21 protein-coding genes are annotated in these 23,251 nt (G+C 64.1%); 10 read left to right on the forward strand and 11 right to left on the reverse strand.

The annotated features are described in order from the left end of the window. Positions 1 to 34 precede the first annotated feature (34 nt). The 3 genes from LB533_RS23300 to LB533_RS23310 are packed head-to-tail and all read right to left on the reverse strand — an operon-like array spanning position 35 to position 3,128. Positions 35 to 1,615, reverse strand: a complete 1,581-nt coding sequence (locus tag LB533_RS23300; RefSeq protein WP_140643748.1) for a 5-guanidino-2-oxopentanoate decarboxylase — start codon at positions 1,613 to 1,615, stop codon at positions 35 to 37. After that, on the reverse strand, positions 1,615 to 2,286 hold the full coding sequence (locus LB533_RS23305; protein ID WP_140643750.1) for a TetR family transcriptional regulator C-terminal domain-containing protein: 672 nt from the start codon (positions 2,284 to 2,286) through the stop codon (positions 1,615 to 1,617). The genes LB533_RS23300 and LB533_RS23305 overlap by 1 nt, the downstream gene beginning before the upstream one ends. Next, positions 2,256 to 3,128: a dimethylarginine dimethylaminohydrolase family protein gene (locus tag LB533_RS23310; RefSeq protein WP_140643752.1), complete on the reverse strand. Its 873-nt coding sequence runs from the start codon at positions 3,126 to 3,128 to the stop codon at positions 2,256 to 2,258. The genes LB533_RS23305 and LB533_RS23310 overlap by 31 nt, the downstream gene beginning before the upstream one ends. 211 nt (positions 3,129 to 3,339) lie before the next feature. On the opposite strand from LB533_RS23310, the gene LB533_RS23315 reads away from it, so the two are divergent. The 7 genes from LB533_RS23315 (at position 3,340) to LB533_RS23345 (ending at position 9,611) form a co-directional block, all read left to right on the forward strand. Continuing rightward, positions 3,340 to 4,155 (forward strand): ABC transporter ATP-binding protein, encoded by an 816-nt coding sequence (locus LB533_RS23315; protein WP_140559774.1) that lies wholly within the window; start codon positions 3,340 to 3,342, stop codon positions 4,153 to 4,155. 53 nt (positions 4,156 to 4,208) lie between these two features. Further along, positions 4,209 to 5,009 carry a transporter substrate-binding domain-containing protein gene (locus tag LB533_RS23320; RefSeq protein WP_140643754.1) on the forward strand — a complete coding sequence of 267 codons (801 nt, stop codon included), beginning with the start codon at positions 4,209 to 4,211 and terminating at the stop codon, positions 5,007 to 5,009. A 259-nt stretch (positions 5,010 to 5,268) separates the two neighbouring features. Next, positions 5,269 to 5,934, forward strand: a complete 666-nt coding sequence (locus tag LB533_RS23325; protein WP_140643756.1) for an ABC transporter permease — start codon at positions 5,269 to 5,271, stop codon at positions 5,932 to 5,934. Continuing rightward, the gene (locus tag LB533_RS23330; protein WP_140497262.1) at positions 5,934 to 6,743 is read left to right on the forward strand and encodes an ABC transporter permease; all 810 of its coding nucleotides are present in this window, start codon (positions 5,934 to 5,936) and stop codon (positions 6,741 to 6,743) included. The genes LB533_RS23325 and LB533_RS23330 overlap by 1 nt, the downstream gene beginning before the upstream one ends. A gap of 95 nt (positions 6,744 to 6,838) precedes the next feature. Beyond that, the gene (locus tag LB533_RS23335; RefSeq protein ID WP_140643758.1) at positions 6,839 to 7,840 is read left to right on the forward strand and encodes an Ldh family oxidoreductase; all 1,002 of its coding nucleotides are present in this window, start codon (positions 6,839 to 6,841) and stop codon (positions 7,838 to 7,840) included. A 237-nt stretch (positions 7,841 to 8,077) separates the two neighbouring features. Further along, the gene (locus LB533_RS23340) at positions 8,078 to 8,359 is read left to right on the forward strand and encodes a hypothetical protein (protein ID WP_224678294.1); all 282 of its coding nucleotides are present in this window, start codon (positions 8,078 to 8,080) and stop codon (positions 8,357 to 8,359) included. A gap of 277 nt (positions 8,360 to 8,636) precedes the next feature. Continuing rightward, complete coding sequence (locus LB533_RS23345; protein WP_224678295.1) at positions 8,637 to 9,611, forward strand: complex I NDUFA9 subunit family protein; 975 nt, start codon at positions 8,637 to 8,639, stop codon at positions 9,609 to 9,611. Between the two features lie 21 nt (positions 9,612 to 9,632). Here the strand turns inward: LB533_RS23345 and LB533_RS23350 are convergent, their stop codons facing one another. Continuing rightward, on the reverse strand, positions 9,633 to 11,003 hold the full coding sequence (locus LB533_RS23350) for a cytochrome P450 (protein ID WP_224678296.1): 1,371 nt from the start codon (positions 11,001 to 11,003) through the stop codon (positions 9,633 to 9,635). Positions 11,004 to 11,233: 230 nt separating this feature from the next. Here LB533_RS23350 and LB533_RS23355 point away from each other — a divergent pair, with 230 nt between their 5' ends. The 3 genes from LB533_RS23355 to LB533_RS23365 all read left to right on the forward strand — a co-directional run bounded on the left by LB533_RS23355 (position 11,234) and on the right by LB533_RS23365 (position 15,831). Continuing rightward, positions 11,234 to 11,803, forward strand: a complete 570-nt coding sequence (locus tag LB533_RS23355; RefSeq protein WP_140643766.1) for an NADPH-dependent FMN reductase — start codon at positions 11,234 to 11,236, stop codon at positions 11,801 to 11,803. Between the two features lie 413 nt (positions 11,804 to 12,216). Continuing rightward, positions 12,217 to 14,688 carry a DNA topoisomerase (ATP-hydrolyzing) subunit B gene (gyrB, locus tag LB533_RS23360; protein ID WP_224678297.1) on the forward strand — a complete coding sequence of 824 codons (2,472 nt, stop codon included), beginning with the start codon at positions 12,217 to 12,219 and terminating at the stop codon, positions 14,686 to 14,688. A gap of 225 nt (positions 14,689 to 14,913) precedes the next feature. Further along, complete coding sequence (locus tag LB533_RS23365) at positions 14,914 to 15,831, forward strand: hypothetical protein (RefSeq protein WP_224678298.1); 918 nt, start codon at positions 14,914 to 14,916, stop codon at positions 15,829 to 15,831. Between the two features lie 70 nt (positions 15,832 to 15,901). Here LB533_RS23365 and LB533_RS23370 read toward each other — a convergent pair whose 3' ends face one another. From LB533_RS23370 to LB533_RS23400, 7 genes are all read right to left on the reverse strand, one after another. After that, positions 15,902 to 17,299, reverse strand: a complete 1,398-nt coding sequence (locus LB533_RS23370) for an NAD(P)(+) transhydrogenase (Re/Si-specific) subunit beta (RefSeq protein ID WP_140643287.1) — start codon at positions 17,297 to 17,299, stop codon at positions 15,902 to 15,904. Position 17,300: 1 nt separating this feature from the next. Next, positions 17,301 to 17,726 carry an NAD(P) transhydrogenase subunit alpha gene (locus tag LB533_RS23375; RefSeq protein ID WP_140512858.1) on the reverse strand — a complete coding sequence of 142 codons (426 nt, stop codon included), beginning with the start codon at positions 17,724 to 17,726 and terminating at the stop codon, positions 17,301 to 17,303. Then, complete coding sequence (locus LB533_RS23380; protein ID WP_224678299.1) at positions 17,726 to 19,069, reverse strand: Re/Si-specific NAD(P)(+) transhydrogenase subunit alpha; 1,344 nt, start codon at positions 19,067 to 19,069, stop codon at positions 17,726 to 17,728. The genes LB533_RS23375 and LB533_RS23380 overlap by 1 nt, the downstream gene beginning before the upstream one ends. 87 nt (positions 19,070 to 19,156) lie before the next feature. Beyond that, positions 19,157 to 19,381: an aa3-type cytochrome c oxidase subunit IV gene (locus LB533_RS23385; protein ID WP_140644050.1), complete on the reverse strand. Its 225-nt coding sequence runs from the start codon at positions 19,379 to 19,381 to the stop codon at positions 19,157 to 19,159. Between the two features lie 207 nt (positions 19,382 to 19,588). Beyond that, positions 19,589 to 19,738, reverse strand: a complete 150-nt coding sequence (locus tag LB533_RS23390) for a DUF3096 domain-containing protein (protein WP_140550323.1) — start codon at positions 19,736 to 19,738, stop codon at positions 19,589 to 19,591. A 152-nt stretch (positions 19,739 to 19,890) separates the two neighbouring features. Then, a complete protein-coding gene (locus LB533_RS23395) occupies positions 19,891 to 20,670 on the reverse strand; it encodes an N-acyl amino acid synthase FeeM domain-containing protein (RefSeq protein WP_140644048.1) in 780 nt (259 codons plus the stop codon). A 146-nt stretch (positions 20,671 to 20,816) separates the two neighbouring features. Then, positions 20,817 to 23,129: a putative bifunctional diguanylate cyclase/phosphodiesterase gene (locus LB533_RS23400; protein WP_224678300.1), complete on the reverse strand. Its 2,313-nt coding sequence runs from the start codon at positions 23,127 to 23,129 to the stop codon at positions 20,817 to 20,819. Positions 23,130 to 23,251: the final 122 nt, after the last annotated feature.

A 23,251-nucleotide genomic window follows, 5' to 3' on the forward strand; every position in this document is an offset into this window, starting at 1 on the left:
ATGCAGGTTGGAGGATCGACGCCGGCGTGAAGCTTCAATCGACCGTGATTTCGATGATGCGCGGCAGCCCCGTTGCCCGGGCGCGCTTCAGCGCGAGCGACAAGGAGCCGACATCTGCGAGCCTTTCGGCGCCAATGCCATAGGCCTCGGCCAGTTTGCAGAAATCGGGCGGTGCCGGCGACACGCCGACGGGTTCCACGCCGACATCGAGCATCGAAGTCTCGATCTCGCGATAGCCCCTGTTATTCCAGACGACGAAGATGACGGGTGCTGCGGCATCGAGCGCCGCGCCAAGCTCGGGCAAGGTGAACTGGAAGCCACCGTCGCCGGTGAGGCAGACGACGGGCGCGTCGGGCATGGCGAGCGCCGCGCCCACCGCCGCCGGCGGGCCGTAGCCCAGCGCGCCGAAGCCGGTGGCGGCGTTGAACCAGCCGCCCGGCCGGTCGTGATCGTAATAGAGGTTGGCGGCATAGACGGGCTGGGTGGAGTCGCCGACGATGATCGCGCCCGGCAAGGCGTCGCGGATGGCTTCCACCGCATGGACCTGCGCCGCATGGACGGGGGTCAGTTCGGCGCGAGCCGCCTTTCGCGCCGCCGCGGCGCGGTTCTTCCCGTCTTCTCTGTCCTCGTCGACCGAGCCGAGCGCGGCAAGCAAGGCTTCGATCGCCTCGGCGCAGTCGGCCTGGATGGCCACCGTCGCCGGACGCCGCGCCAGCTGGTCGGCGCCGATGTCGATGCGGATCAAATTGGCCGGCAGGACAAATCCGCCATCGCCATAGCCGTCATAATCGGTAGGGCCGAACTCGGTGCCGGCGGCAATGACCAGATCGGCCTCGCCCATCAGCGCGCGCACGGCTTTCAGGCTGGGGCTGGCCGGTACGCAGAGCGGATGACGGTGGAGGAGGCCGCGCGCATTGGTCGTCTCGACGACCGGCGCGCCCAGCCTTTCGGCCAGGCGCCGCAGCGCATCCTCGGCGCGCTTGGCGCCGCCGCCGGCCAGGATGAGCGGGAGCCTAGCCGCCGCACAAAGGTTGGCCGCCGCGGCGATGGCCGTCGCCCCGGCAGCCGGTGGCGCCGCATTGCTCAGCACCGCCGCGATCCCATCGGCAGGCTTGACCATGACGTCGGTCGGAATCTCGATATGCACCGGGCCCGGTCGCGATGAGGAAAACAGCGCGAAGGCACGGGCGAGCGCGCCGGGCAGTTCGCCGGCCTCGGTGATGCGTTGCGAAAACAGCGCCACCTTTTCCATCATGCCGTGCTGGTCCGGCAGTTCGTGCAGGAAGCCCAGGCCCTTGCCCAGCGTCGGCGTGGCGTTGACGCCCGAGATCACCAGCATCGGCACCGAATCGGCACGCGCCTGTCCCATGGCGGTGATGGTGTTGGTCAGCCCCGGCCCGGTGATGACGAAGGCCACGCCCGGCCGGCCGCCGGCGCGCGCATAGCCGTCGGCCATGAAGCCCGCGCCCTGCTCGTGGCGCGGCGTGACATGGCGGATCCTCGACCGCGCCAGCCCGCGATAAAGCTCGATCGTGTGGACGCCGGGAATACCGAAGACGGTGTCGACGCCATGCGCCTCGAGCAGTGAAATCAACGCTTCGCCAATGGTGGTCATCAGTGTTCTCCCCTTTCCGGCTCGAGGCCGAGCTCGGCTTCGACAGCCTTGATCCCAATCGCCGCCAATTCGCCGGGCGAGAACATCTCGCCGGCCAGGCAGCCTTCGATCCAGAGTCCGTCGATGATCGCGTTGATCGCGATGGCATGGTGGCGCAACCGGCTTGCGTCCGGCTTGCACTGTTCGGCGGCAAGCACTTCGGCCACAACCGCCTCCACCTCGTTGCGAAAGCCGAGATAGCCTTCGCGGTGGGCACGGGCCAGGGTCGGATCCGCACCGGCGCGGCCGATGAAGGTTGCCCAGAGCGAAAAAACCCGCGCGTCGATGATCGGCGCGTTGAGGTTGGCGGTGACGAAAGCCGCAAGGCGTTGCCGCGGCGAGGCATCTTCCATGACCAATGCTGCTTTCGCCTGCTCGGTCATGCGGCCGACCAGTGCCGTATAGGCCTCCTGCAGCAATTCTTCCTTGCCGGGGAAATAGTGCCGGATCAGCCCGGCGGTGACACCGGCACGCAATGCGATGGTGCGCAAGGTGGCGCCCTGCAGTCCATGTTCGGCCACGCTGTCCAGAGTCGCCTCGATCAGATCCTGCCGCCGCCGCTCCTCGCCCTCGCGACGGAACTTGCGGCGGGATGGCGCATTCATTGGCGCAGGATCGGCCGCGTCAGGCATGTCGGCCCACCTTCGCAGGCGATGCAGAGCGCATCCGCCTCGAAGACTTCAACCATGCAGCCGGCCGCCTCCATCGCGGCCTTGGTCTTGGGAAAGCCTGCAACGGCAATGACCTTGAGCGGGCTGGTCGGCAGTACGTTAAGGCTGAGGCCGTTGGAAGCAGCGAACTCCCCGGCATCGCCTTCGACCAGCCGGATGCCGCGTGCCTTCAGCATTTGATAGAACGGGGCCGGCAAAAGCGGTGAATAAACCAGCGCGAGGTCGTCGGCCAACGGGCTGATCACCGACATCAGGTGCAGGCACGCCTCTTCGCCCTGCCACAGCGGCAGATCAAAGCCGTAGACGGAAACGCCCAGCGGCGTCAGCAGGTTGGAAACCTGCTGGATGCCTTCCTGGTTGGAGCGGACACCGCGCCCGATCGCCAGCGTGCGGGCGTCCACCCAGACACAATCACCGCCTTCGACCTGACCGGGAGCTTCGACGCGGCCGAGGATCGGAATGCCCAGCCTTGTGTAGGTTTCCTCATGCAGCGAGGGCTCCCTGGCGCGCAATGGCTTACCCATGGACAGGATCAGCGCGCCGCGGCCGGTCATCAGCGATGGGTCGTGCGTGAACACCGAATCCGAAAGTCCGTCGGCCTTGTCTTCGATCCATTCGATTTCAGCGCCGGAAGCCGCTACCAACTCGGCAAGGGCCGCGTGCTGCGAGGCAGCTTTCGCCGGATTGAACCCCGGGCCATAGTGCCAGGCAAATCTGTCGGCGTCGCGCATGGCGTTGGCCGCCGACCGCATCAGCACGCGCCGCAGCGTCGCCGCCATGGACTGTGATCCGAAAGCGCTCATCGGTGCCCTTTTTAGCTGAAAAAAATTGAGAAAATTTCATGAAAGGCTATTTATACACTTGCACAACAAGGCCGCAAGTGCCGTAATGAGCGGGATTGACGGGCTCGCGCTGTTGGGTCCATGCTGAAGTCTGGAGCGGGGCAGTACAGCGTATGTTGATTAGCCGGGTAGACGTTCGACGAGCTGCCATCGACTACACGGAGGTCACCTGTTGAGCACGGCGGGAGTTGCCGCAGCCCCATCCGGTGAGGCGCAAAATGGCGCCGCCGAAGCCATCCACGTCGAGAACCTGCACAAGAAATTCGGTGAGCTGCACGTGCTGAAGGGCGTCTCGCTGTCGGCGCGCGACGGAGAGGTCATCGCAATCATCGGCGGTTCGGGCTCAGGCAAATCGACGCTGTTGCGCTGCATCAACTGCCTGGAGAATCCGACAAGCGGCATCATTCGCGTCAATGGCGAGGAGATCAAGCTGAAGGCCGACAGTCACGGCCATACCGTGCCGGCCGACCGCAAGCAGATCGAACGCATCCGCTCCAAGCTCGGCATGGTGTTCCAGAATTTCAATCTGTGGAGCCACATGACGCTGATCGAGAACGTCATCGAGGTTCCCGTGCATGTGCTGGGCGTCAAGCGCGACGCGGCGATCGCCCAGGCCGAAAAGCTGCTCGTCCGCGTCGGCCTCGCCGAAAAGCGGGACGTCTATCCGGCCTACCTGTCGGGCGGCCAGCAGCAGCGCGCCGCGATCGCTCGCGCTTTGGCGATCAATCCGCGCGTCATGCTGTTCGACGAACCGACCTCGGCGCTCGACCCCGAACTGGTCGGCGAGGTGCTTAGAGTGATCGGCGACCTGGCGCGCGAAGGCCGCACCATGGTGCTGGTCACCCACGAGATGAAGTTCGCGCGCGAGGTCGCGACGCATGTCGTCTATCTCTACAATGGACTGGTCGAGGAGGAAGGCCCGCCGGAGCAGATCTTCGGCGCGCCCAGATCCGAAAGGCTCAAGCAATTCATCCGCAACATCGGCTAGCGAACCGAGGGCGGAAGAAAACCGGGAACCAACAACAAACTGGGAGTCATGAAATGAAGACTGTTCTGAAGACGTTCGCCGCAGCGCTGCTGTTCGGCGTGGCCGCCATGGGCGTGGCCAAGGCCGATCCGGTCAAGATCGGCGTCGCCGCCGAGCCCTATCCGCCCTTCACCTCGCCGGATGCTTCGGGCAAATGGGTCGGCTGGGAGATCGAGTTCATCGACGCGGTCTGCGCCGAGGAGAAGCTCGACTGCGTCATCACGCCCGTCGCCTGGGACGGCATCATCCCGGCGCTGACCACCAAGAAGATCGACCTCATCGTCTCTTCGATGTCGATCACCGACGAACGCAAGAAGACGATCGACTTCTCGGATAAGTACTACAACACGCCGACAGCGATCATCGGACCGAAGGACCAGAAGTTCGGCTCCGCGCCGGACGATCTCAAGGGCAAGATCCTGGGCGTCCAGGTGTCGACCGTGCATGCCGTCTACGCCAAGAAGCATTTCGGCGCCACGGCATCCGAGATCAAGGAATACCAGACGCAGGACGAGGCCAACAACGACCTTGCCGCCGGCCGCCTTGATGCCGTGCAGGCCGATTCCATCGCGCTTGGCGAGTTCCTCAAGACCGACCAGGGCAAGGCCTGCTGCGACCTGAAGGGCATGGTGGCTCCGGACGACGAAGTGCTCGGACCGGGCGTCGGCGCCGGCGTGCGCAAGGAAGACACCGAGTTGAAGGAAAAGATCAACGCCGGCATCAAGGCGATCCGCGCCAATGGCAAGTATGACGAGATCTCGAAGAAATACTTCGATTTCGACATATATGGCGGCGGCGGCGCGCAGTCGAACTGACGTGGCGATGCCACGCAGTCGGACTGACGTGGCGATGCCACGCAGCCGGACTGACGACCATCGCATGGGCTGGAAGGCAAGGCGCTGACGCCAAGTCCTCCGGCCAACCTTTCCCACGCACCCTTGCCGCCGGCCGCTCGCGCCGGCGGATTGAGCCAGCAATCCGGGGGCGAAGCTGATCGATTCATTTCTTCCGGCCTCGGCGGCCGGCATCATCGAACTCCTGTCGCCCGCGCCCGTCGGCTGGGGCGGGACGCTCATGCTCGGGCTGCTGCATTCGCTTGAGATCGCCGTCGGCGCCACGATCGTCGGACTGTTGATCGGAACCGGCGGTGCCTATGGCAAGCTTTATGGCGGCCCCGTGGTGCGCGACCTGCTGGCGGTCTACACGACCATAGTGCGCGCGGTACCGGAACTGGTGCTGATCCTGCTCCTCTACTACGCCGGTACCGACCTGATAAACCAGATGCTGACCGCCATGGGCTATCAGCGCGTCGACATCAGCGGGCTGGTGGCCGGCATCGCGGTGCTCGGTTTCGTCCAGGGCGCCTACTCGACCGAGGTCATCCGCGGCGCCATCCTTGCCGTCCCGCAAGGCCAGATCGAAGCCGCCCGCGCCTACGGCATGTCTCCCGGCCTTCTCTTGCGGCGCATCACGTTGCCGGCAATGCTGCCCTTCGCCATTCCGGGTCTCGCCAATCTCTGGCTGATCGCCACCAAGGATACGGCGCTGCTGGCCGTGGTCGGTTTCTTCGAACTGACGTTGGCGACGCGGCAGGCGGCGGGCGTCACCAAGGCCTATCTGATATTCTATCTCGCGGCCGGCATGCTCTATCTGGCCGTGACGCTGTTTTCGAACCTCATTCTTGGTCGCGTCGAGAAATGGGCGCGACGCGGCATGCCATCGATCAAGGAAGCGCGCTGATGGCGAGCGAAGCGGCCATCATCAACAGCGCGGCCCGCGCCTCGCTCTGGCTGCAGCCGCATCGTATCGTGCTGATCCTGATTGCGCTCGGGCTGGTGCTGTCCGCGGCCTTCTTCATGCGCTGGGACTGGCTGCCGCAATATTACGGCCTGGCCCTGCTCGGCATCTGGCGCGCGCTGTGGATCCTGGCCGTTACTTGCCTGTTGGGCTTCCTGATCGCGGTGCCGGTCGGATTGGCACAGGCCGGCGGCCCGATCTGGTTCGCGGCGCCGGCGAAGGTCTTCTGCACCGTCATCAGGGGAACGCCGCTGCTGTTACAGCTGTGGCTGCTCTACTACGGGCTGGGTTCGTTGTTTCCGCAATATCCGTGGATCCGCGAATCCTGGATGTGGCCCTATCTCAGGCAGGCATGGCCTTATGCCGTCCTGGCGCTGACGCTCTCGTTCGCGGGCTACGAGGGCGAAGTGATGCGCGGCGCCTTTGCCGGCGTGCCGAAGGGGCAGCTCGAAGCCGCACGTGCGTTCGGCATGAGCCGCTGGAAGATCTTCCGGCGTATCTGGCTGCCGCAGGCCTTCTACCGGGCGCTGCCGACGCTGACCGGGGAAACCGTGCTGCAGCTGAAATCGACGCCGCTGGTGGCGACCATCAGCGTCATCGACATCTTCGCCGTTTCGTCGAAGGTCAGACAGGACACTTACCTCACCTATGAGCCCTTGCTGCTGCTTGCCTTGATCTATATGGCGATCACCGGCATTCTGGTCTTCGCCTTCGGCAGGATCGAGGCGCGGATTCCGAACAAGATCGGGTAGGACCTAGTGAGCAGGGATTAGTGAGTAGGAAGTGGCTAGCCGCCACCACCCATTGCTGACTACTCACTACTCACTACTCACTAAAGGCAATCGCCATGCAACTCAGTCTCGAACAGGCAACCGGGCTGTGCCGCATGGCGGCGCTGGGTGCGGGCGCCAACGAGGAAGCGGCGCAATCGCTCACCGCCTCGATCATATCGGCCGAGGCGGAAGGACTCTCGACCGTCGGGCTGTCGCATTTCATAGACTATCTCGAAGCGCTGGAGGCCGGCCGCATCGACGGCAATGCCGATCCGGTGATCACCCGGCCGGCGCTCGCAGTCTATCTTTCCGATGCGCAAGGCGGGCTGGCGCACACCGGCTTCGACCGCACGCTCGAGGACCTTGCCAAGGCGGCAAGACTGTTCGGCGTCGCCATCTTCTCGCAAAAGAATGCCTATACGTGCGGTGCCCTAGGCTACTTTACCGGAAGGCTGGCGGCGCAGGGGCTGGTCTCCTTCGCCGCCACCAACGGCCCGGCGGTGCTTGCCGGTTCGGGCTCGGTCAAGCCGGTCTATTGCACCAACCCGATGTCCTTCGCCGCACCCGCGGCCGACGGCCCGCCGCTGGTCATCGATCAATCGTCGAGCGCTACTGCCTTCGTCAATATCCGCAAGGCGGCCGAGGACGGCAAGAAGATCCCCGAAGGCTGGGCGCTCGACGCCAGCGGCAATCCCACTACAGATCCGGCCGCAGCCATGAAAGGCGCCATGCTCGCCTTCGGTGGCCAGCGCGGCGCCAACATCGCGCTGATGGTCGAGGTGCTGGCGGCGGGTCTGTCGGGCGCAAACTGGTCGCTCGATGCGCCCTGGTTCACCGGCGGCCCGGACAATCCCGGCACCGGCCTGTTCGTGCTGGCCGTCGAGCCCAAGCTGGTCGATCCGGATTTCGAGCAGCGGATGAAGGATCAGCTCGACCGACTGCGCCGGCGCTACGGCGTGCACGTGCCGGGCCGCTCCCGGGCCGAGGCGGCGGAGAAGGCCGCGGCACGAGGCATCAACGTGTCCAAGGCCGTGGTGCAGCGCATTTCCGAATTCGCCGAGCGTTATTCGGCCTGAAATAATTTCTTCTTTTCAGCTCATTAGCCGCCGGCCTCCTGCCCGCGGCATGGCTATGCGTTTTTTTTCGCGCGCGGTCTGAACCTTTTCGAGCGTCGGGGCGACCAATGCTTGTCCAGGGCAGGATGAGCTTGCCCGATCCAGACCGGGGAACAGCACGTCACATCGAAACCTGCTCCACGCCAGGGCATGCCCTTCGCGTCCCGGAAAAACCAACCTCAATGAAAGGAAACCATCATGACCAGCACCAAGACCACCATTCTGACCGCCGTCCTTCTCCTCGGCTCGTTCATGGGCGCGACCCAGGCGGCCAACCTGAAGGCCACGCCGGTCAAGCCGTCCAGTCCAGGCGTCATCGCCGCGCCAGGCGGCGGCGCCACCGAGGACCACTATTGCAAGAACGGCCACGCGAAATTCGCCAGTTGCAGCGCCGATTTCATCGCGGCCTGCAAGAAGGTCGGTGGCACCATGTCGGATGTCCAGGGCTGGGGTGGGCGTACTTGCTTCACGCCCTCCTGATACCGTCTCAGGTCAGGCCGCTCCGTCGGCCCCTGGCTTCGCATGGATGTCATCCGGAAAACCCCGCCTCGGCGGGGTTTTCTGCGTCAGGCAAGGCGTTCTGAAGCGCTTTTGTCCCGACGCAATTCCCAAGCTGTTTTCCTGGGAAAGCGCTTCACACTTTTCCTGGAATTGCTCTGAGAACCAGGGCGGCAGCGACGACGCGTCACCCTTTGCGTTTGACGCGAAACGGATTATGAAACGGCTTCAGCCAAGCTTTCGAGCGCCGGAGCCAGCCATGACCGAAATCCTGCAGACCCCCAAGCTCGTCGTCATTTTCGGCGGGTCTGGCTTTGTTGGCCGCCACGTTGTGCGGGCCTTGGCCAAGCGCGGCTATCGCATCAGGGTCGCCTGCCGCCGGCCCGATCTCGCCGGCCATTTGCAGCCGCTCGGCAATGTCGGCCAGATCCAGCCGGTGCAGGCCAATGTGCGCGTGCGCTGGTCGGTCGATCGCGCCGTGCAGGGTGCCGATCACGTCGTCAATCTGGTTGCCGTGCTGCATGAGAGCGGCCGACAGAAATTCACGGCCGTGCACGAATTCGGCGCTCGCGCGGTGGCCGAAGCGGCACGCGCCGCCGGCGCCGGCCTGACCCATATTTCGGCCCTGGGCGCGGACCTGGAAGCCGCATCCAACTATGCACGCACCAAGGCGCTTGGTGAAAAGGCCGTTCTGGAGACGATCACGGACGCCGTCATCCTGCGGCCGTCGATCAATTTCGGGCCGGAAGACAATTTCTTCAATCGCTTCGCCAACATGGCGCGTTATTCGCCGGCACTGCCGCTGATCGGCGGCGGCCACACCAAGTTCCAGCTGGTCTATGTCGGCGACGTCGCCGAAGCGGTGGCGCGCTCGGTCGATGGCAAGGTCAAGGGCGGCCAGATTTACGAGCTTGGCGGCCCGCAGGTGCTTACTTTCAAGGAAAGCATGCAGGAAATGCTCGCGGTGATCGAGCGCAAGCGCCTACTGGTTCCGGTGCCGTGGTGGGTGGCGAACCTGCAGGCGTCGATCCTGGGCCTCTTGCCCAACCCGCTGCTGACCAAGGATCAGGTGCTGCAATTGCGCGAGCACAATGTCGTGTCGGAAGAGGCCGCCAGGGCCAACCGCACGCTTGTCGGCCTCGGCATCCAGCCGCAGGCGCTCGGCACGATCCTGCCCAGCTATCTCTGGCGTTTTCGCGCGGCCGGCCAGTTCCAGCGCAAACCGGCGGTCTGAACATCGGCCGATGGCGGGCGATTACAGGCGCGAGGTGATCCGCATGGGCAGCCCGCCTTGGGGCTGGGTGGTCAGCTTCTGGACCGGCCACGGCCTGGTTTGCGCGATGGAATCGAAGCGGAAACGCGACAGCAGGACGGCGAGCGCGATGATCGCTTCCTGCATGGCGAAGCTGGCGCCGATGCAGACGCGCGGCCCGGCGCCGAATGGCAAATACTGAAAGCGGTCGATCTTTTCGCGGTTTCCCGGATGGAACCGCTCCGGCATGAACGCGTCCGGCCTATCCCACAGCTTCCTGTGACGGTGGACGACCCAAGGCATGACCAGCACGGCGGCGCGCCTCGGGATGTGGAGACCCCTCCAGTTTTCCGGCTCGATCGGCTCGCGGTTGATCGACGGCGCCGGCGGATAGAGCCTGAGCGCCTCGTCGAAGGCGGCGCGGGTGAGCGGCATGGCGTCCAGCCATTTGGTCGGATCGGGCTCGCGCGCCAGCGCGGCATCGATCTCGCGCTCGATCTTTTCGCGCTCCCATGGCGCCTCGGCCAGGCAATAGAGGGTCCAGCCCAAGGCTCGCGCCGTGGTCTCGTGGCCGGCACCGATGAAGGTGATGATATTGTCCTCGACCTCCGGGCGTGTCAGCCCGTCCGGCCCCTCGGCCTTGAGCAGGAGGGTCAGGAAATCCTGCGGCACGGCATTGGCATCGCGCCTGAATTTTTGTTCGCGTATCTTGACCGTATCGCTGACGATCTTGCGGAAATAGGCCATGGTCTTGCGGCCGCGGATGCGGGTAAGCCGCGGCAGCCATTCGGGCGCGCGCAGCAGGTCTAGCGGATCGACGCGGCCCATGGTCTCGAACAGCCGGTCGATCTCCTTGGCGAAACTGCCCGGCTCCCCCGCGATCTCGCCGGAGAAAAGCGTCTCGGCCAGGATGTCGTAGGTCAGCAGCGTCATGTCGTGGGCGATGTCGGAGGTGCCGCCATCCTCGTAGCGAGAGGCGAATTCGAGCGTGCGCTTGAGCATCGGCCCGGCGAAACCAAAGATGTGACGCGGCGTGAACACCGGCGCCATCGCCTTGCGCGAACGCTTCCAGACCTCGCCTTCGGCCGTCAGCAAGCCGTCGCGCAGGATCGGCCGCAGGATCAGCTGGCGCACCGTCGCCATCTTGTAGTTCCTGGCATTGTCGACCAGGACATGGCGAATGAGGCCGGGGTCGTTGGCGATGACCAGCGGTCCGCCGACGCCGTTCACCGATATCCAGGGCTCGTTGTAGGTCGGCTCGCCCCACAGTTCGAGCGGGTTGCGGTAGACGATGCGCATCATCTCCAGCGTCGAGGGCGGCGATGTGCGCGGCCTCGGCGCCGGCGGAACGAAGGGGGCGGGCTGGGTGTCCATGGCTGCTCCGCTGGCAAGCGCGTCGCGCTACTCCTTGCCTCCGTCCAATGTAGTGACTGACGCACGGCGCGTCCATGCGACAGACGGTAAAAGCCATGGCCTCGAAGGGACAGAGCGATGCTCCCATCATCTGATTGTGACCGCCCGCCAAACGGCGCGGTCTTGTCCATGACGGCGCTCTGCCGTAGGTCACGGTCACCAACAGATACCGTCAATCGAAGGAGCCCGCCTTGAAGCACCAGTTGAACATCATCATCGGCAGCACCCGGCCGGGCCGCGCCGGACCGGTTTTCGCGTACTGGCTGGAGCGGTTCGCGCGCGAGCACGGCAAGTTCGAACCGGTGCTGACCGACATCGCCGCCTTCGATCTGCCGGTGCTGGACGAGCCGCACCATCCCAGGCTCGGCAACTACCTGAACGATCATACCAAGGCCTGGTCGAAGGCCGTCGATGCCGCCGACGCCTTCGTCTTCGTGGCACCGGAATATAATTACTTCGTCGCACCGGCCATCGTGAACGCGATCGACTATCTCTCGCGCGAATGGAAATACAAGCCCGCCGCCATCTTCAGCTATGGCGGCGTTTCCGGCGGCCTGCGCGCGGCACAGGCGCTCAAGCCGCTTCTGACCTCCGTCGGCGTCATGCCGGTTCCGGAAGGCCTCGCGCTGCCGCTGTACCAGAAGCTGCTGGGAACCGATGGCTCCTTCGAAGCCAGCGAGCAGGTGCAGGGCGGGGCAAAAACCATGCTGGACGAGCTGCTGCGCTGGAGCGAGGCGCTGAAGCCGATGCGCGCCGGCTGATGCAAGCCGACGCGCCCGCGCCGTAAACAGGCGGAATCTCGGCAAACGACTGAACCGTGGGCGGTTCGGCCTACATTTGCCATGCGCTTTACTGCCGGTGCTTTTGATCGCCGTCATCGCGGCGGCGGAAAGGCACTTGCGCAAGCTCTGGCGGCTGGCGACCCAGCCAATGCCGAGCGGCCGGAAGGGGCAGCCGGCGCCAAGATGGAAGTTCACGATCAAAATTCCTGCGCGACCGGCTGGCTAAGGTCAAAGCCTCTCGCCAATAGCTGGCCGACAGTGCGCTTTTCCGCCCGGAAATGCCTGCAAACCTTGGAAAAACCACCTTTAAGGCCTATATCTAGGCGATATTGAAAGCGCGATTCGGGGCGATTTTTCGCGCTCCACCAGCCGCCTCTAGACAACAGGTTTTCATGAGCGACCAGACTGAGAACGCCAACGGCGCCGAAGCCGAATACGGCGCAGATTCCATCAAGGTTTTGAAGGGCTTGGATGCCGTCCGCAAACGGCCCGGCATGTATATCGGCGATACCGACGACGGCTCGGGCCTGCACCACATGGTCTATGAGGTCGTCGACAACGCCATCGACGAGGCGCTGGCCGGCCATGCCGACCTCGTCACGGTGACGCTCAATCCCGACGGTTCGGTCACCGTCATCGACAATGGGCGCGGCATTCCCACCGATATCCATCCCAGCGAAGGCATTTCGGCAGCCGAAGTGATCATGACGCAGCTGCATGCCGGCGGCAAATTCGACCAGAACTCCTACAAGGTGTCCGGCGGCCTGCACGGCGTCGGCGTCTCGGTGGTCAACGCCCTGTCGGCCTGGCTGAAGCTCAAGATCCGCCGCAATGGCCAGATCTTCGAGATGAGCTTCACGCACGGCAATGCCGACGCGCCGCTGAGCGTCACCGGCACCTACGAGCAGAACAAGCAACCGGGCACCTATGAAGGCCGCAGCGGCAGCGAGATCACCTTCTTTCCCTCGGCCGAGACCTTCACGATGGTAGAGTTCGACTACGGGACGCTGGAGCACCGGCTGCGCGAGCTTGCCTTCCTGAACTCCGGCGTGCGCATCGTGCTGACCGACGCCCGTCATGCCGACATTGTGAAGCATGAACTGCACTATGACGGAGGCCTCGAAGAGTTCGTCAAATATCTCGACCGGGTGAAGAAGCCGCTGATCGAGAAGCCGATCGCCATCCGCGCCGAGCGCGACGGCATCACCGTTGAGGTGGCGATGTGGTGGAATGACAGCTACCACGAGAATGTGCTGGCCTTCACCAACAACATCCCGCAGCGCGACGGCGGCACGCATCTCGCCGGTTTTCGCGGCGCCCTGACGCGTCAGATCACCGGGTATGGCGATTCCTCTGGCCTGACCAAGAAGGAAAAGGTCTCGCTGATCGGCGACGATTGCCGCGAGGGACTGACGGCAGTGCTGTCGGTCAAGGTCCCCGACCCGAAATTCTCCTCACAAACCAAGGACAAGCTGGTCTCCTCGGAAGTCCGGCCCGTGGTCGAAGGGCTGGTCAACGAGGCGCTCGGCACCTGGCTCGAAGAGCATCCTAGCGAAGGCAAGGTCGTGGTCGAGAAGGTGATCCAGGCCGCGGCGGCGCGCGAGGCCGCGCGCAAGGCGCGCGACATCACCCGCAAGACCTCGCTGGGCGTCACCTCGCTGCCCGGCAAGCTTGCCGACTGCCAGGAACGCGATCCGGCGAAGTCCGAGATCTTCATCGTCGAGGGCGATTCGGCCGGCGGCTCCGCCAAGGGCGGCCGCTCGCGCCAGAACCAGGCCATCCTGCCGCTGCGCGGCAAGATCCTCAATGTCGAGCGCGCCCGCTTCGACCGCATGCTCAGTTCCGACATGATCGGCACGCTGATCACCGCGCTCGGCACGTCGATCGGCAAGGACGAGTTCAACGCCGACAAGCTGCGCTATCACAAGATCATCCTGATGACCGACGCCGATGTCGACGGCGCGCATATCAGGACGTTGCTGCTCACCTTCTTCTTCCGGCAGATGCCGGAATTGATCGAACGCGGCCATCTCTATATCGCCCAGCCGCCGCTTTACAAGGTAACGCGCGGCAAGAGCTCGCAATACATCAAGAACGAAAGCGCGTTCGAGGAATTCCTGATCGGCTCGGGGCTGGAAGAAGCCTCGCTCACGCTCGGCTCCGGGGAGGTTCGCGCCGGGCAGGACCTGCGGGCGGCAATCGACGATGCGCTTGCCGTGCGCCAACTCATCAACGGCCTGCACACGCGCTACAACAGGGGCGTCGTGGAACAGGCGGCGATCGCCGGCGGGCTAAACGCCGACATCGTCGCCGATCTTGGCCGCGCCAACGCGATGGCGGAGCGGATCGCGCAGCGTCTCGATATCATTGCGGAGGACACCGAGCGCGGCTGGACCGGCCGGATGTCGACTTCGAATGAGGGTATCGGCGGCTATGTCTTCGAACGCACGGTGCGCAGCGTCAAGGAATACGCCCATCTCGATATGGCGCTGATCAATTCAGCCGATGCGCGACAGCTCGACCGCTACGCGCAGCGGCTCAGCGACGTCTATGGGACACCGCCCATGCTGCGCCGCAAGGACGTCTCGGAAAGCATCTCGGGACCGTTGGCGCTGCTCACCGCGGTGTTCGCGACAGGCCGCAAAGGCCTGACCATGCAGCGCTACAAGGGCCTAGGCGAGATGAACGCCGAGCAGCTTTGGGAAACCACGCTCGATCCGAATGTGCGTTCGCTGCTGCAGGTCAAGGTCAGCGATGCGACCGACGCCGACAGCCTGTTCTCGCGCCTGATGGGCGACGAGGTCGAGCCGCGGCGCGAGTTCATCCAGGACAATGCGCTGTCGGTGGCCAACCTCGACATCTAGGCGCATGGACCGGAGATCATTGGCGCGCATCGGTCGCGCCAATGTTTCCTTTGCGAGATTCATTCGAGCGACCGGAACGGAAGCTTCTTTCCAGCATTGTGGCAGTATCGATCACAATTCCTGACGAAGGAGGCCTCCATGGGACGTGGTATCTTGCTCTGGTTACTCGGGGTTCCGATCCCGATCATCCTTCTCATCATGCTTTTCGCGCGATAGGGGGCTGTCATGCAGTCCACCCTGTCGATCACGGATGATCCCGACGCGGTGGAATCATCCGCCACCGCCATCAGCTGGGGCCCGATCATCGCCGGCGCCTTCGCCGCCTCGACATTGACCTTCATCCTGATGCTGCTCGGCTCCGGCCTGGGGCTGAGCATGGTTTCACCCTGGTCGGGCTCGGGCGCCTCGATCACCACTTTCGCGGTGTCGACGGCGGTCTGGTTGATCGTCGTGCAATGGCTGTCGTCGGGCCTCGGCGGCTATCTTGCCGGCCGGCTGCGCACGAAATGGGTGGGCGTCCATACCGACGAGGTCTATTTCCGCGATACGGCTCATGGTTTCCTCGCTTGGGCGCTGGCGACACTGCTGGTCGCGGGCGTGCTCGGCTCGGCGCTGTCCGCTGCTGTGGGTACCGGTGTCCAGGCCGTGTCCAACGTGGCCTCCGGCGCGGCCCAGGGCGCTTCCGCCGGTGCGGCGGCCAATGCAGGCGGGGCATCGACGGACAATGCCACATCCTATCTGGTGGACTGGTTGTTCAGGCCGGCGGACGCGGCGAGACTGGCGGCCGCCAATCCGCAAAACGACGCGGCGGCGGCAGCGCAGGCATCCCGCATCCTGATCGCCAGCGCTGCGGCTGGCGAGGTGTCGGCTGAAGACAAGACATACCTGTCGCAGCTGGTCGCGGCACGCACTGGCCTGTCGGAAACAGACGCCAAGACGCGTGTCGATACGCTGCTGGCAAAGGCGCAGGACGCCAAGGCCAAGGCCCAGCAGGCGGCCGATACCGCCAGGAAGGCGAGCGCCACATTCGCGCTTCTTGGCGCCCTGTCGCTGGTCATCGGCGCCTTCATCGCCAGCGCCGCGGCCGCTCTCGGCGGCAGGCAGCGCGACGACGAGGAGGCCGTGTTCCTGACCAGCCGTTGAACATCGTCTCAAGTCCGAAATTGAAAAAGCCCGGCGAGCCGGGCTTCTTCATGGGGACAATGTGATCGGGTCAGTGGTCCATGGCCTTGACGATTTCCTCGGTCATCTTCTTGGCGTCGCCGAGCAGCATCATGGTGCCGTCCTTGTAGAACAGCGTGTTGTCGATGCCGGCATAGCCGGAGCCGAGCGAGCGCTTGACGAACAGGCAGGTGCGCGCCTTGTCGACGTCGAGGATCGGCATACCGTAGATCGGTGAGCTCTTGTCGTCCCGCGCGGACGGGTTGGTGACGTCGTTGGCGCCGATGACATAGGCGACGTCGGCCTGCGCGAATTCGGAATTGATGTCCTCGAGCTCGAACACTTCGTCGTAAGGCACGTTGGCTTCGGCCAGGAGCACGTTCATGTGGCCCGGCATGCGGCCGGCCACGGGGTGGATGGCGTATTTGACGTCGACGCCATTGGCCTTGAGCTTGTCGGCCATCTCGCGCAGCGCATGCTGCGCCTGCGCGACGGCCATGCCGTAGCCCGGCACGATGATGACCTTCTGCGCGTTCATCATCAGGTAGGCGGCATCGTCGGCCGAGCCCTGCTTGACCGTGCGCTCGATCCCGTCATCGGCTTGAGCCGCCGTCTCGCCGCCGAAGCCGCCGAGGATGACGGAAATGAAGGAGCGGTTCATGCCCTTGCACATGATGTAGGACAGGATGGCGCCCGACGAGCCGACCAGCGCGCCGGTGATGATCAGCGCCAGATTGCCGAGCGTGAAGCCAAGTGCTGCCGCCGCCCAGCCGGAATAGGAATTCAGCATCGACACCACGACCGGCATGTCGGCGCCGCCGATCGGGATGATGAGCAGCACGCCCAGCACCAGCGATGCGGCAACGATGAGCCAGAAGACGAGCTTCGATTCGGTGGAGACCAGAAGCACGATCAGCACGACCAAGGCGATGCCAAGCGCGATGTTGATGAGATGGCGGCCGCCGATCATGATCGGCTTGCCGGACATGCGCCCGTCAAGCTTCAGGAAGGCGATGACCGAGCCGGTGAAGGTGATGGCGCCGATGGCCACACCCAGGCTCATTTCGACCAGCGCCTGGGCGTGGATGTCGCCCGCCGTGCCGATGCCGAAGCTTTCCGGCGCATAGATGGCGGCGGCCGCCACCATGACGGCTGCGAGGCCGACGAGCGAGTGGAAGGCGGCGACCAGTTGCGGCATCGAGGTCATGGCGATGCGCCTGGCGGTGACGGCGCCGACGCCGCCGCCAATGGCAAGGCCGAGCACGATCAGGCCGAAGCGGCCGGCCGACGGGGTTGCCAGCGCCAGCGTGGTGGCGATGGCGATGCCCATGCCGATCATGCCGTAGAGATTGCCTTGCCGGCTGGTGGTCGGATGCGACAGGCCGCGCAACGCCAGGATGAACAGAATGCCGGAAACCAGATAGAGGAAGGAGGCGAGATTGACGGTCACGTCACTTGTCCTTCTTCTTGTACATTGCCAGCATGCGCTGGGTGACGAGGAAGCCGCCGAAGATGTTGACCGACACCAGCATCAGCGCGACGAAGCCGAAGCCCGCGGCGACGCCCGAGGCGGCGATGCCGACGGCAAGCAGCGCGCCGACGACGATGACCGAGGAGATGGCGTTGGTGACGGCCATCAGCGGCGTGTGCAGCGCAGGGGTCACCGACCAGACGACGTAATAGCCGACGAAGATCGCCAGCACGAAGATGGCCAGGCGGAAGACGAAGGGATCGATGGCGCCGCCCGACAGCGCGTGCGCGGCGTCACCGGCCGCCTCGGCGCCGCCGGGAGCATTTGCCAGGTTCTGCACCGCCAGCCGGACGGCAGCACTTGCCTGGTCGAGCTGGTCGAGGGCTTTCTGCAAGGTCTGATCCATCACGCGGTCCCTTTCGGCTTGGGCGAGGGCGACTTTGGCAGCGAGGGCTTGGATGCGGCGGCTTGCTTGGGCGCGGCTTTCCTGGGCGCGGCTTGCTGGGGCGCGGCTTTCCTGGGCGCGGCTTGCTGGGGCGCGGAAGCATCGGCGACCATTGTGCTGGCCGGGATCGCGGGCGGGTCGATATATTGGCCCTTTGGCGGCTGCTGGTCGGCCTTGGCGAAGGCCGGATGGACGATCTTGCCGCCGTCGGTCAGCAGGGTCGCCTTGACCAGTTCGTCGTCGCGATTGATGGCGAGCGTCTTGGTGGTCTTGTCGACCAGCGTCTCGAGGAAAGCAAAAAGGTTCCTGGCGTAGAGCAGCGAAGCGGAGGCCGCGACGCGGCCCGGCACGTTGAGATGGCCGACGATCTTGACGCCGTTGGCCGTCGTCACGATCTTGCCCGCCGCGGCGCCCTCGACATTGCCGCCGCGCTCCACCGCAAGATCGACGATCACCGAACCGGGCTTCATCGAGGCGACCATGTCAGCCGACACCAGCTTGGGCGCCGGACGGCCGGGGATCAGCGCCGTGGTGATGACGATATCCTGCTTGGCGATGTGCTCGGCGGTCAGAGCCGCCTGCTTGGCCTGGTACTCCCTGGACATCTCCTTGGCGTAGCCGCCTGAGGTCTCGGCCGCCTTGAACTCTTCGTCCTCGACGGCGAGGAACTTCGCGCCAAGCGAGGCGACCTGTTCCTTGGCGGCGGGGCGAACGTCGGTCGCGGTGACGACCGCGCCGAGGCGCCGCGCGGTGGCGATCGCCTGCAGGCCGGCGACGCCGACACCCATGATGAACACTTTCGCCGCCGGCACCGTGCCCGCCGCCGTCATCATCATCGGCAGCGCCCGGTCATATTCGGCAGCGCCGTCGATCACCGCCTGGTAGCCGGCAAGGTTTGCCTGCGAGGACAAGACGTCCATCGATTGGGCGCGCGTGATGCGCGGCATGAACTCCATCGCAAAGGCCGTCACCCCGGCCCCGGCCAGCGCCGCGACGGCGGCATCATTGCCGTAGGGATCCATGATGGCGATGACGGCCGCGCCGCGCTTGTAGCTCTTCAGCTCCGCATCCGTCGGCCGGCGCACCTTCAGCACCACATCGGCCTTGGCCACATCGCCGGCCTTGCCGATCGAAGCGCCCGCCTTGGCGAACTCCTCATCGGGAATGCGCGACCGCGTGCCGGCACCGGCCTCCACGACCACCTCAAGACCCAGGCCGGCCAGCCGTTTCACCGTATCGGGCGACGCCGCGACGCGCGGCTCGTTCGCATCGAGCTCACGAGGGATGAAAACCGTCTGTCCCACCGCATGATCCTTTCGGCTGGAACCTGTTTGCGCAAAATGTCGGCCGGGGCGTCCGGCGACGTCAAAGGCAATGGGGTTTTGGAAAGACTACCGCAGAATGAAGGCGCCGAGGGCCATGATCAGGACGAACAGGATAGTCGCCGAGAAGAAGCCGCCCGCGAAGAAACCGAAAGCCATCGCCAGAAGTATGGCGCCGCAGAAGAGCGATCCGTATTTGGCCAGCATGAGGAAGCCCGCATAGGTGCGGTCGTGCTCGGCATAGTCCATCTTCGCGCCCAGTTCGACAGGACCGGTCGGCGTGTGCTCAGCCATAGGAATACCCCTTCGAAGACATCTTTCAGGCACATAGCGAAAAGCCGCGCCGAGAGCAATGGCGCTATTGCCGCATCGCAGCCGACAACTTCCTCAAGGGAAATTTGAAACAAAGCGCTCCTGCGTTCGGCAGAATCGCCGAACCGCTCCGGCTGCTTGCGCAATCCCCGACGAAGCCGGCTGGCGCGTCAACCGTGCTCGCTCGCTTCAGCCGGCGAGGTGGGGAAACAATCCAAGCAGGCCGGCTATGATGAGATACAGCGCGACGATGTAGTTCAGCAGCCTTGGCATGACCAGGATCAGCACGCCGGCGATCAGCGAGATGAGCGGAGTGAGCGCAAGGGTGGAGATGGTCATATGGGCTTCCTTTCGGCGCTGGCCTGCTGAAGGAGACAAAGCTTCTCGTTTGCGCGGACGATTGGCGCCAGCGCGTCAACCAAACGTCGCAGCGACCGAAAAGCTCCATCGGCCCGGGACATTGGCGCAGTGCCGGAAGTCGCGGAGCGATATCACGCGGCTTCGCGGAAATACTTTGCGGTCGGCAGGATGGTCAGCGGCGCCAGTTCGCCCGCGCCCGGCGTTTCGAACAGCATACGCCGCTCCATCGGCGTCGAGCGGAAGAACGGGAAGCGGGAGAAGGAGCGCTCGCGGATCTCTTCGACGTTGGCCCGATAGAGCACGACCTTGTAGTTCAGGCCTGGATAGTCGCGCAATTCACCGATCTGCTCGGAGCAATAAATGCGGCGATAGAAGCCGGCATGCTCGGGGCGGATGGTGGAAAGGCAGTAAGGCGCGTCGAAATAGAAGCAGGCCATGCCGGCAAGACGAAGCGTCAGATAGGGGATCTGGGGATAGGCCCTAGACCAGTCCGGATCGGCCGCAAAGCGGCTCGGATCGGCGAAATGCGCGCCGGCGGCCAGCATCGGCCGCAATATGTCGCCATAGACCGTGGTGGACGGCGATTGCGGTGTGGCGCTGCACGCATGGTGGATGCGTAACGTGCTGACCAGCTCGCCATCGATGTAGATGCCGAATTTCGAGCAGTTCTCGGCTTCGTCGAGGTCGTCATGGATAATATGATCCGGATTCTCCGGAACCATGTCGCTCAAGCGATAGGATTTGTAGCGCAACCGATAGATATCCTCGAGGTCCTCGCCCTTGTCGCAACGGCGATACTCGGTGCGCTCCAGCATTGCCGAAATATTTCTGGCAAAGCTCGACATATTGTCGGAGGAATTTTCTTCGCTCACGCTTGCCACTTGGCGAAGCGCCGTCAACTTCGCATCCATGAACTAACCCCGTAAATGCCGCCGTATCTCAACACTACGACAGCACGACGGTATGTAAAGATGAAAATGAGCCGGACGCTCTTTACTGACCGTTAACGTTAACTACCAGCCAAATTTTACTAAAATCAAAATGTTCCGGAGCCGCGTCAGCCGCGAGCCGCCCGTCTGGCACTCTTGATCTCCTTGGCGAAAGGCCAAACCGTGCTCGACATGGTCTCGATACCGGAGGCACTGAGCGCCGAACCGAACAGGAAGCCCTGCACAAGATCCGGCTTGACCTCCAGGGCGAGGATCTTGAGCTGCTCGAAGGTCTCAACGCCTTCGACGGTCACCGAAAGCCCAAGCGGCCGTGATAGATTGACAATGCCCTTCAGCAGCTCCAGCGAGCGCTTGCTCTGGGTGACGTCCATCAGGAAAGAGCGGTCGATCTTGATCTTGTCGAGCGGCAGCTTGTGCAGATAACTCAGGCTCGAATAGCCGGTACCGAAATCGTCGAGTGCGATGCGCACACCGATCTGCTTCAGTTCCTCGATATATTGGCGTGTCAGCGACTTGTCGTCGAGCAGCGCCGTTTCGGTGACCTCGATCTCCAGCCGGCCGGCGGCAAGGCCGGAGCTGGCCAGCGCGTCGCGAACCTTCTGGATGACGTCCCGGTTGCGGAAATCCTTGGCGGAGAGATTGACCGAGACACTGGTGTGGTCCGGCCATTTGGCGCATTCGGTGCAGGCTGCCTGCAGCACGAAGGTGCTGATCTCGGAAATGATGCCCATTTCCTCCGCCAGCGGAATGAAGACGCCGGGTGAAATCGGCCCGAGATCGGGATGGTCCCAGCGGCACAGCGCCTCGCAGCTGGCTATGCGCATCGTGTTCATCGCCACGATCGGCTGGTAGACGACGCGCAGGGCCTTGCCTTCCACCGCGCTGCGCAGGTCCGCCTTCATCAGTTGCCGGTTGCGGAAAGCGGCGTCCATGGCTGCCTCGAACAGCCGCCAGCCGTTCTTGCCCAGCTCCTTGGCCTTATAGAGGGCCAGGTCCGCCTTGACGATCATGGCGTCGACGTCGGTATCCCTGACCCGCGACAGCACGGCACCGCCGCTGGCCTGGATGCGCAGCCCGTGGCCGGCGACGTCCACCTCCCCTTGCAGGGCGGCGAATATCGCGTCGAGCTGGCTGGCCAGATGGCTCTCATCCTCGATGCGGTCGAAGAAGATCATGAATTCATCGCCGCCGAAACGGCTGACGGTCAAGCCTGGCCCGGCAATGGCCGCAAGCCGCTCGGCGACGGCGTAGATCAGGCCGTCGCCGATCGGGTGCCCGAGCGTGTCGTTGACACTCTTGAAATCGTCGAGGTCGAGCACGGCCAGGCCGCAGATGCGGTCGCGGTCGCCCGACGCCATGGCCTCGCCGACCTGTTCGTGGAAATAGGCGCGGTTGGGCAGGCCGGTGAGACTGTCGTAGCGTGCCATGAAGCGGATCTTGTCTTCCGCCTCAACGCGCGCCGTCACGTCCTCGAAGGTGATGACCCCCAGCTCCTGGCTGCCTTCGCGGGCGGAGAATTCGTAGTGCTGGCCGTTGGCGAGCGAAACGAGCACCTTGCGGTCGCGGCCCTCGCGCAGCGCCCGCGTCAGCTGTGCTTCGATGTAGCGGCAGTCCTTCGGCGCCAGCATGCCGCCGGCGACGCCGCGCATCAGCAAGCCATGGATCGAGCGCCCGAGCAGCGCATCGGCCGATTTGAGCGACATCAGATGCGCGGCCTCGGCGTTGGCGACCGCCACCCGGCCGTCCGGGCCAAGCATGACCAGACCGTGCGACATAGTGTTCAGCGCGCGATTGAAACGCTGGGCGAGGCGGTTCGCCTTCTTTTCCTCGGACAAAGCGGCGAAAAGCACCTCGCGGACAAGGTCGGCGAAGCGCTTGATGGCGAACAGGAACGGCGCCGAAAGCAGGCCGAGAATGAAATGATAGGGGTCCCCGCGCAGGATGAAACCCAGCGAAATGGGCCAGGTCATGGTCATGATGAAGATCATCACCATCCTGGGCGAGCCATAATTGCGGCCGGCGATCGACGTCGCGGAGGCGAGCGTTACACAGACGGCCGCGATCTCGGCGAAGCCGTCATAGGCAAGATAGATGCCGACTAAGCAGAACGTGCCCAGCATGAAACCGTGCATCGAGCCGTAGAGGATGTAGTCGTTCTCGCGGCGGCGCGCTTCTTCCCAGCTCCTGGGCGACGGTGCATTCCGGTATTTTCGGATGTTGCGCAGGCGCAGGAAAGCAACCGTCAGAAAACCAACCGTCACGGCGAGATAGGCCGGATCCCTGGTCTTCCAGTAAACGAGCACCACCAGCAGGGTCTGGGCAAAGAATCCGATCGATAGCGTCAGTCCGTCGCGAAACAAGGTTTCCACGAACGGTATGTAGACGTCGACAGGGATCTCGTTCTTTTTTCTCAGATTCAACGCCTGAATCCCAACCCTGGGGGAGTCAAGCAGTGCCATATTCGCCTTAAGAAAGATTTAGAATGGCCGCTTTACCCGTGCCGTCAAGGCGGGTGACGTTACGGAATGTAGTGAAACTCGAG

Origin of the sequence: Mesorhizobium sp. BR1-1-13, assembly GCF_020165515.1 — a bacterium.
Taxonomy (GTDB): domain Bacteria; phylum Pseudomonadota; class Alphaproteobacteria; order Rhizobiales; family Rhizobiaceae; genus Mesorhizobium.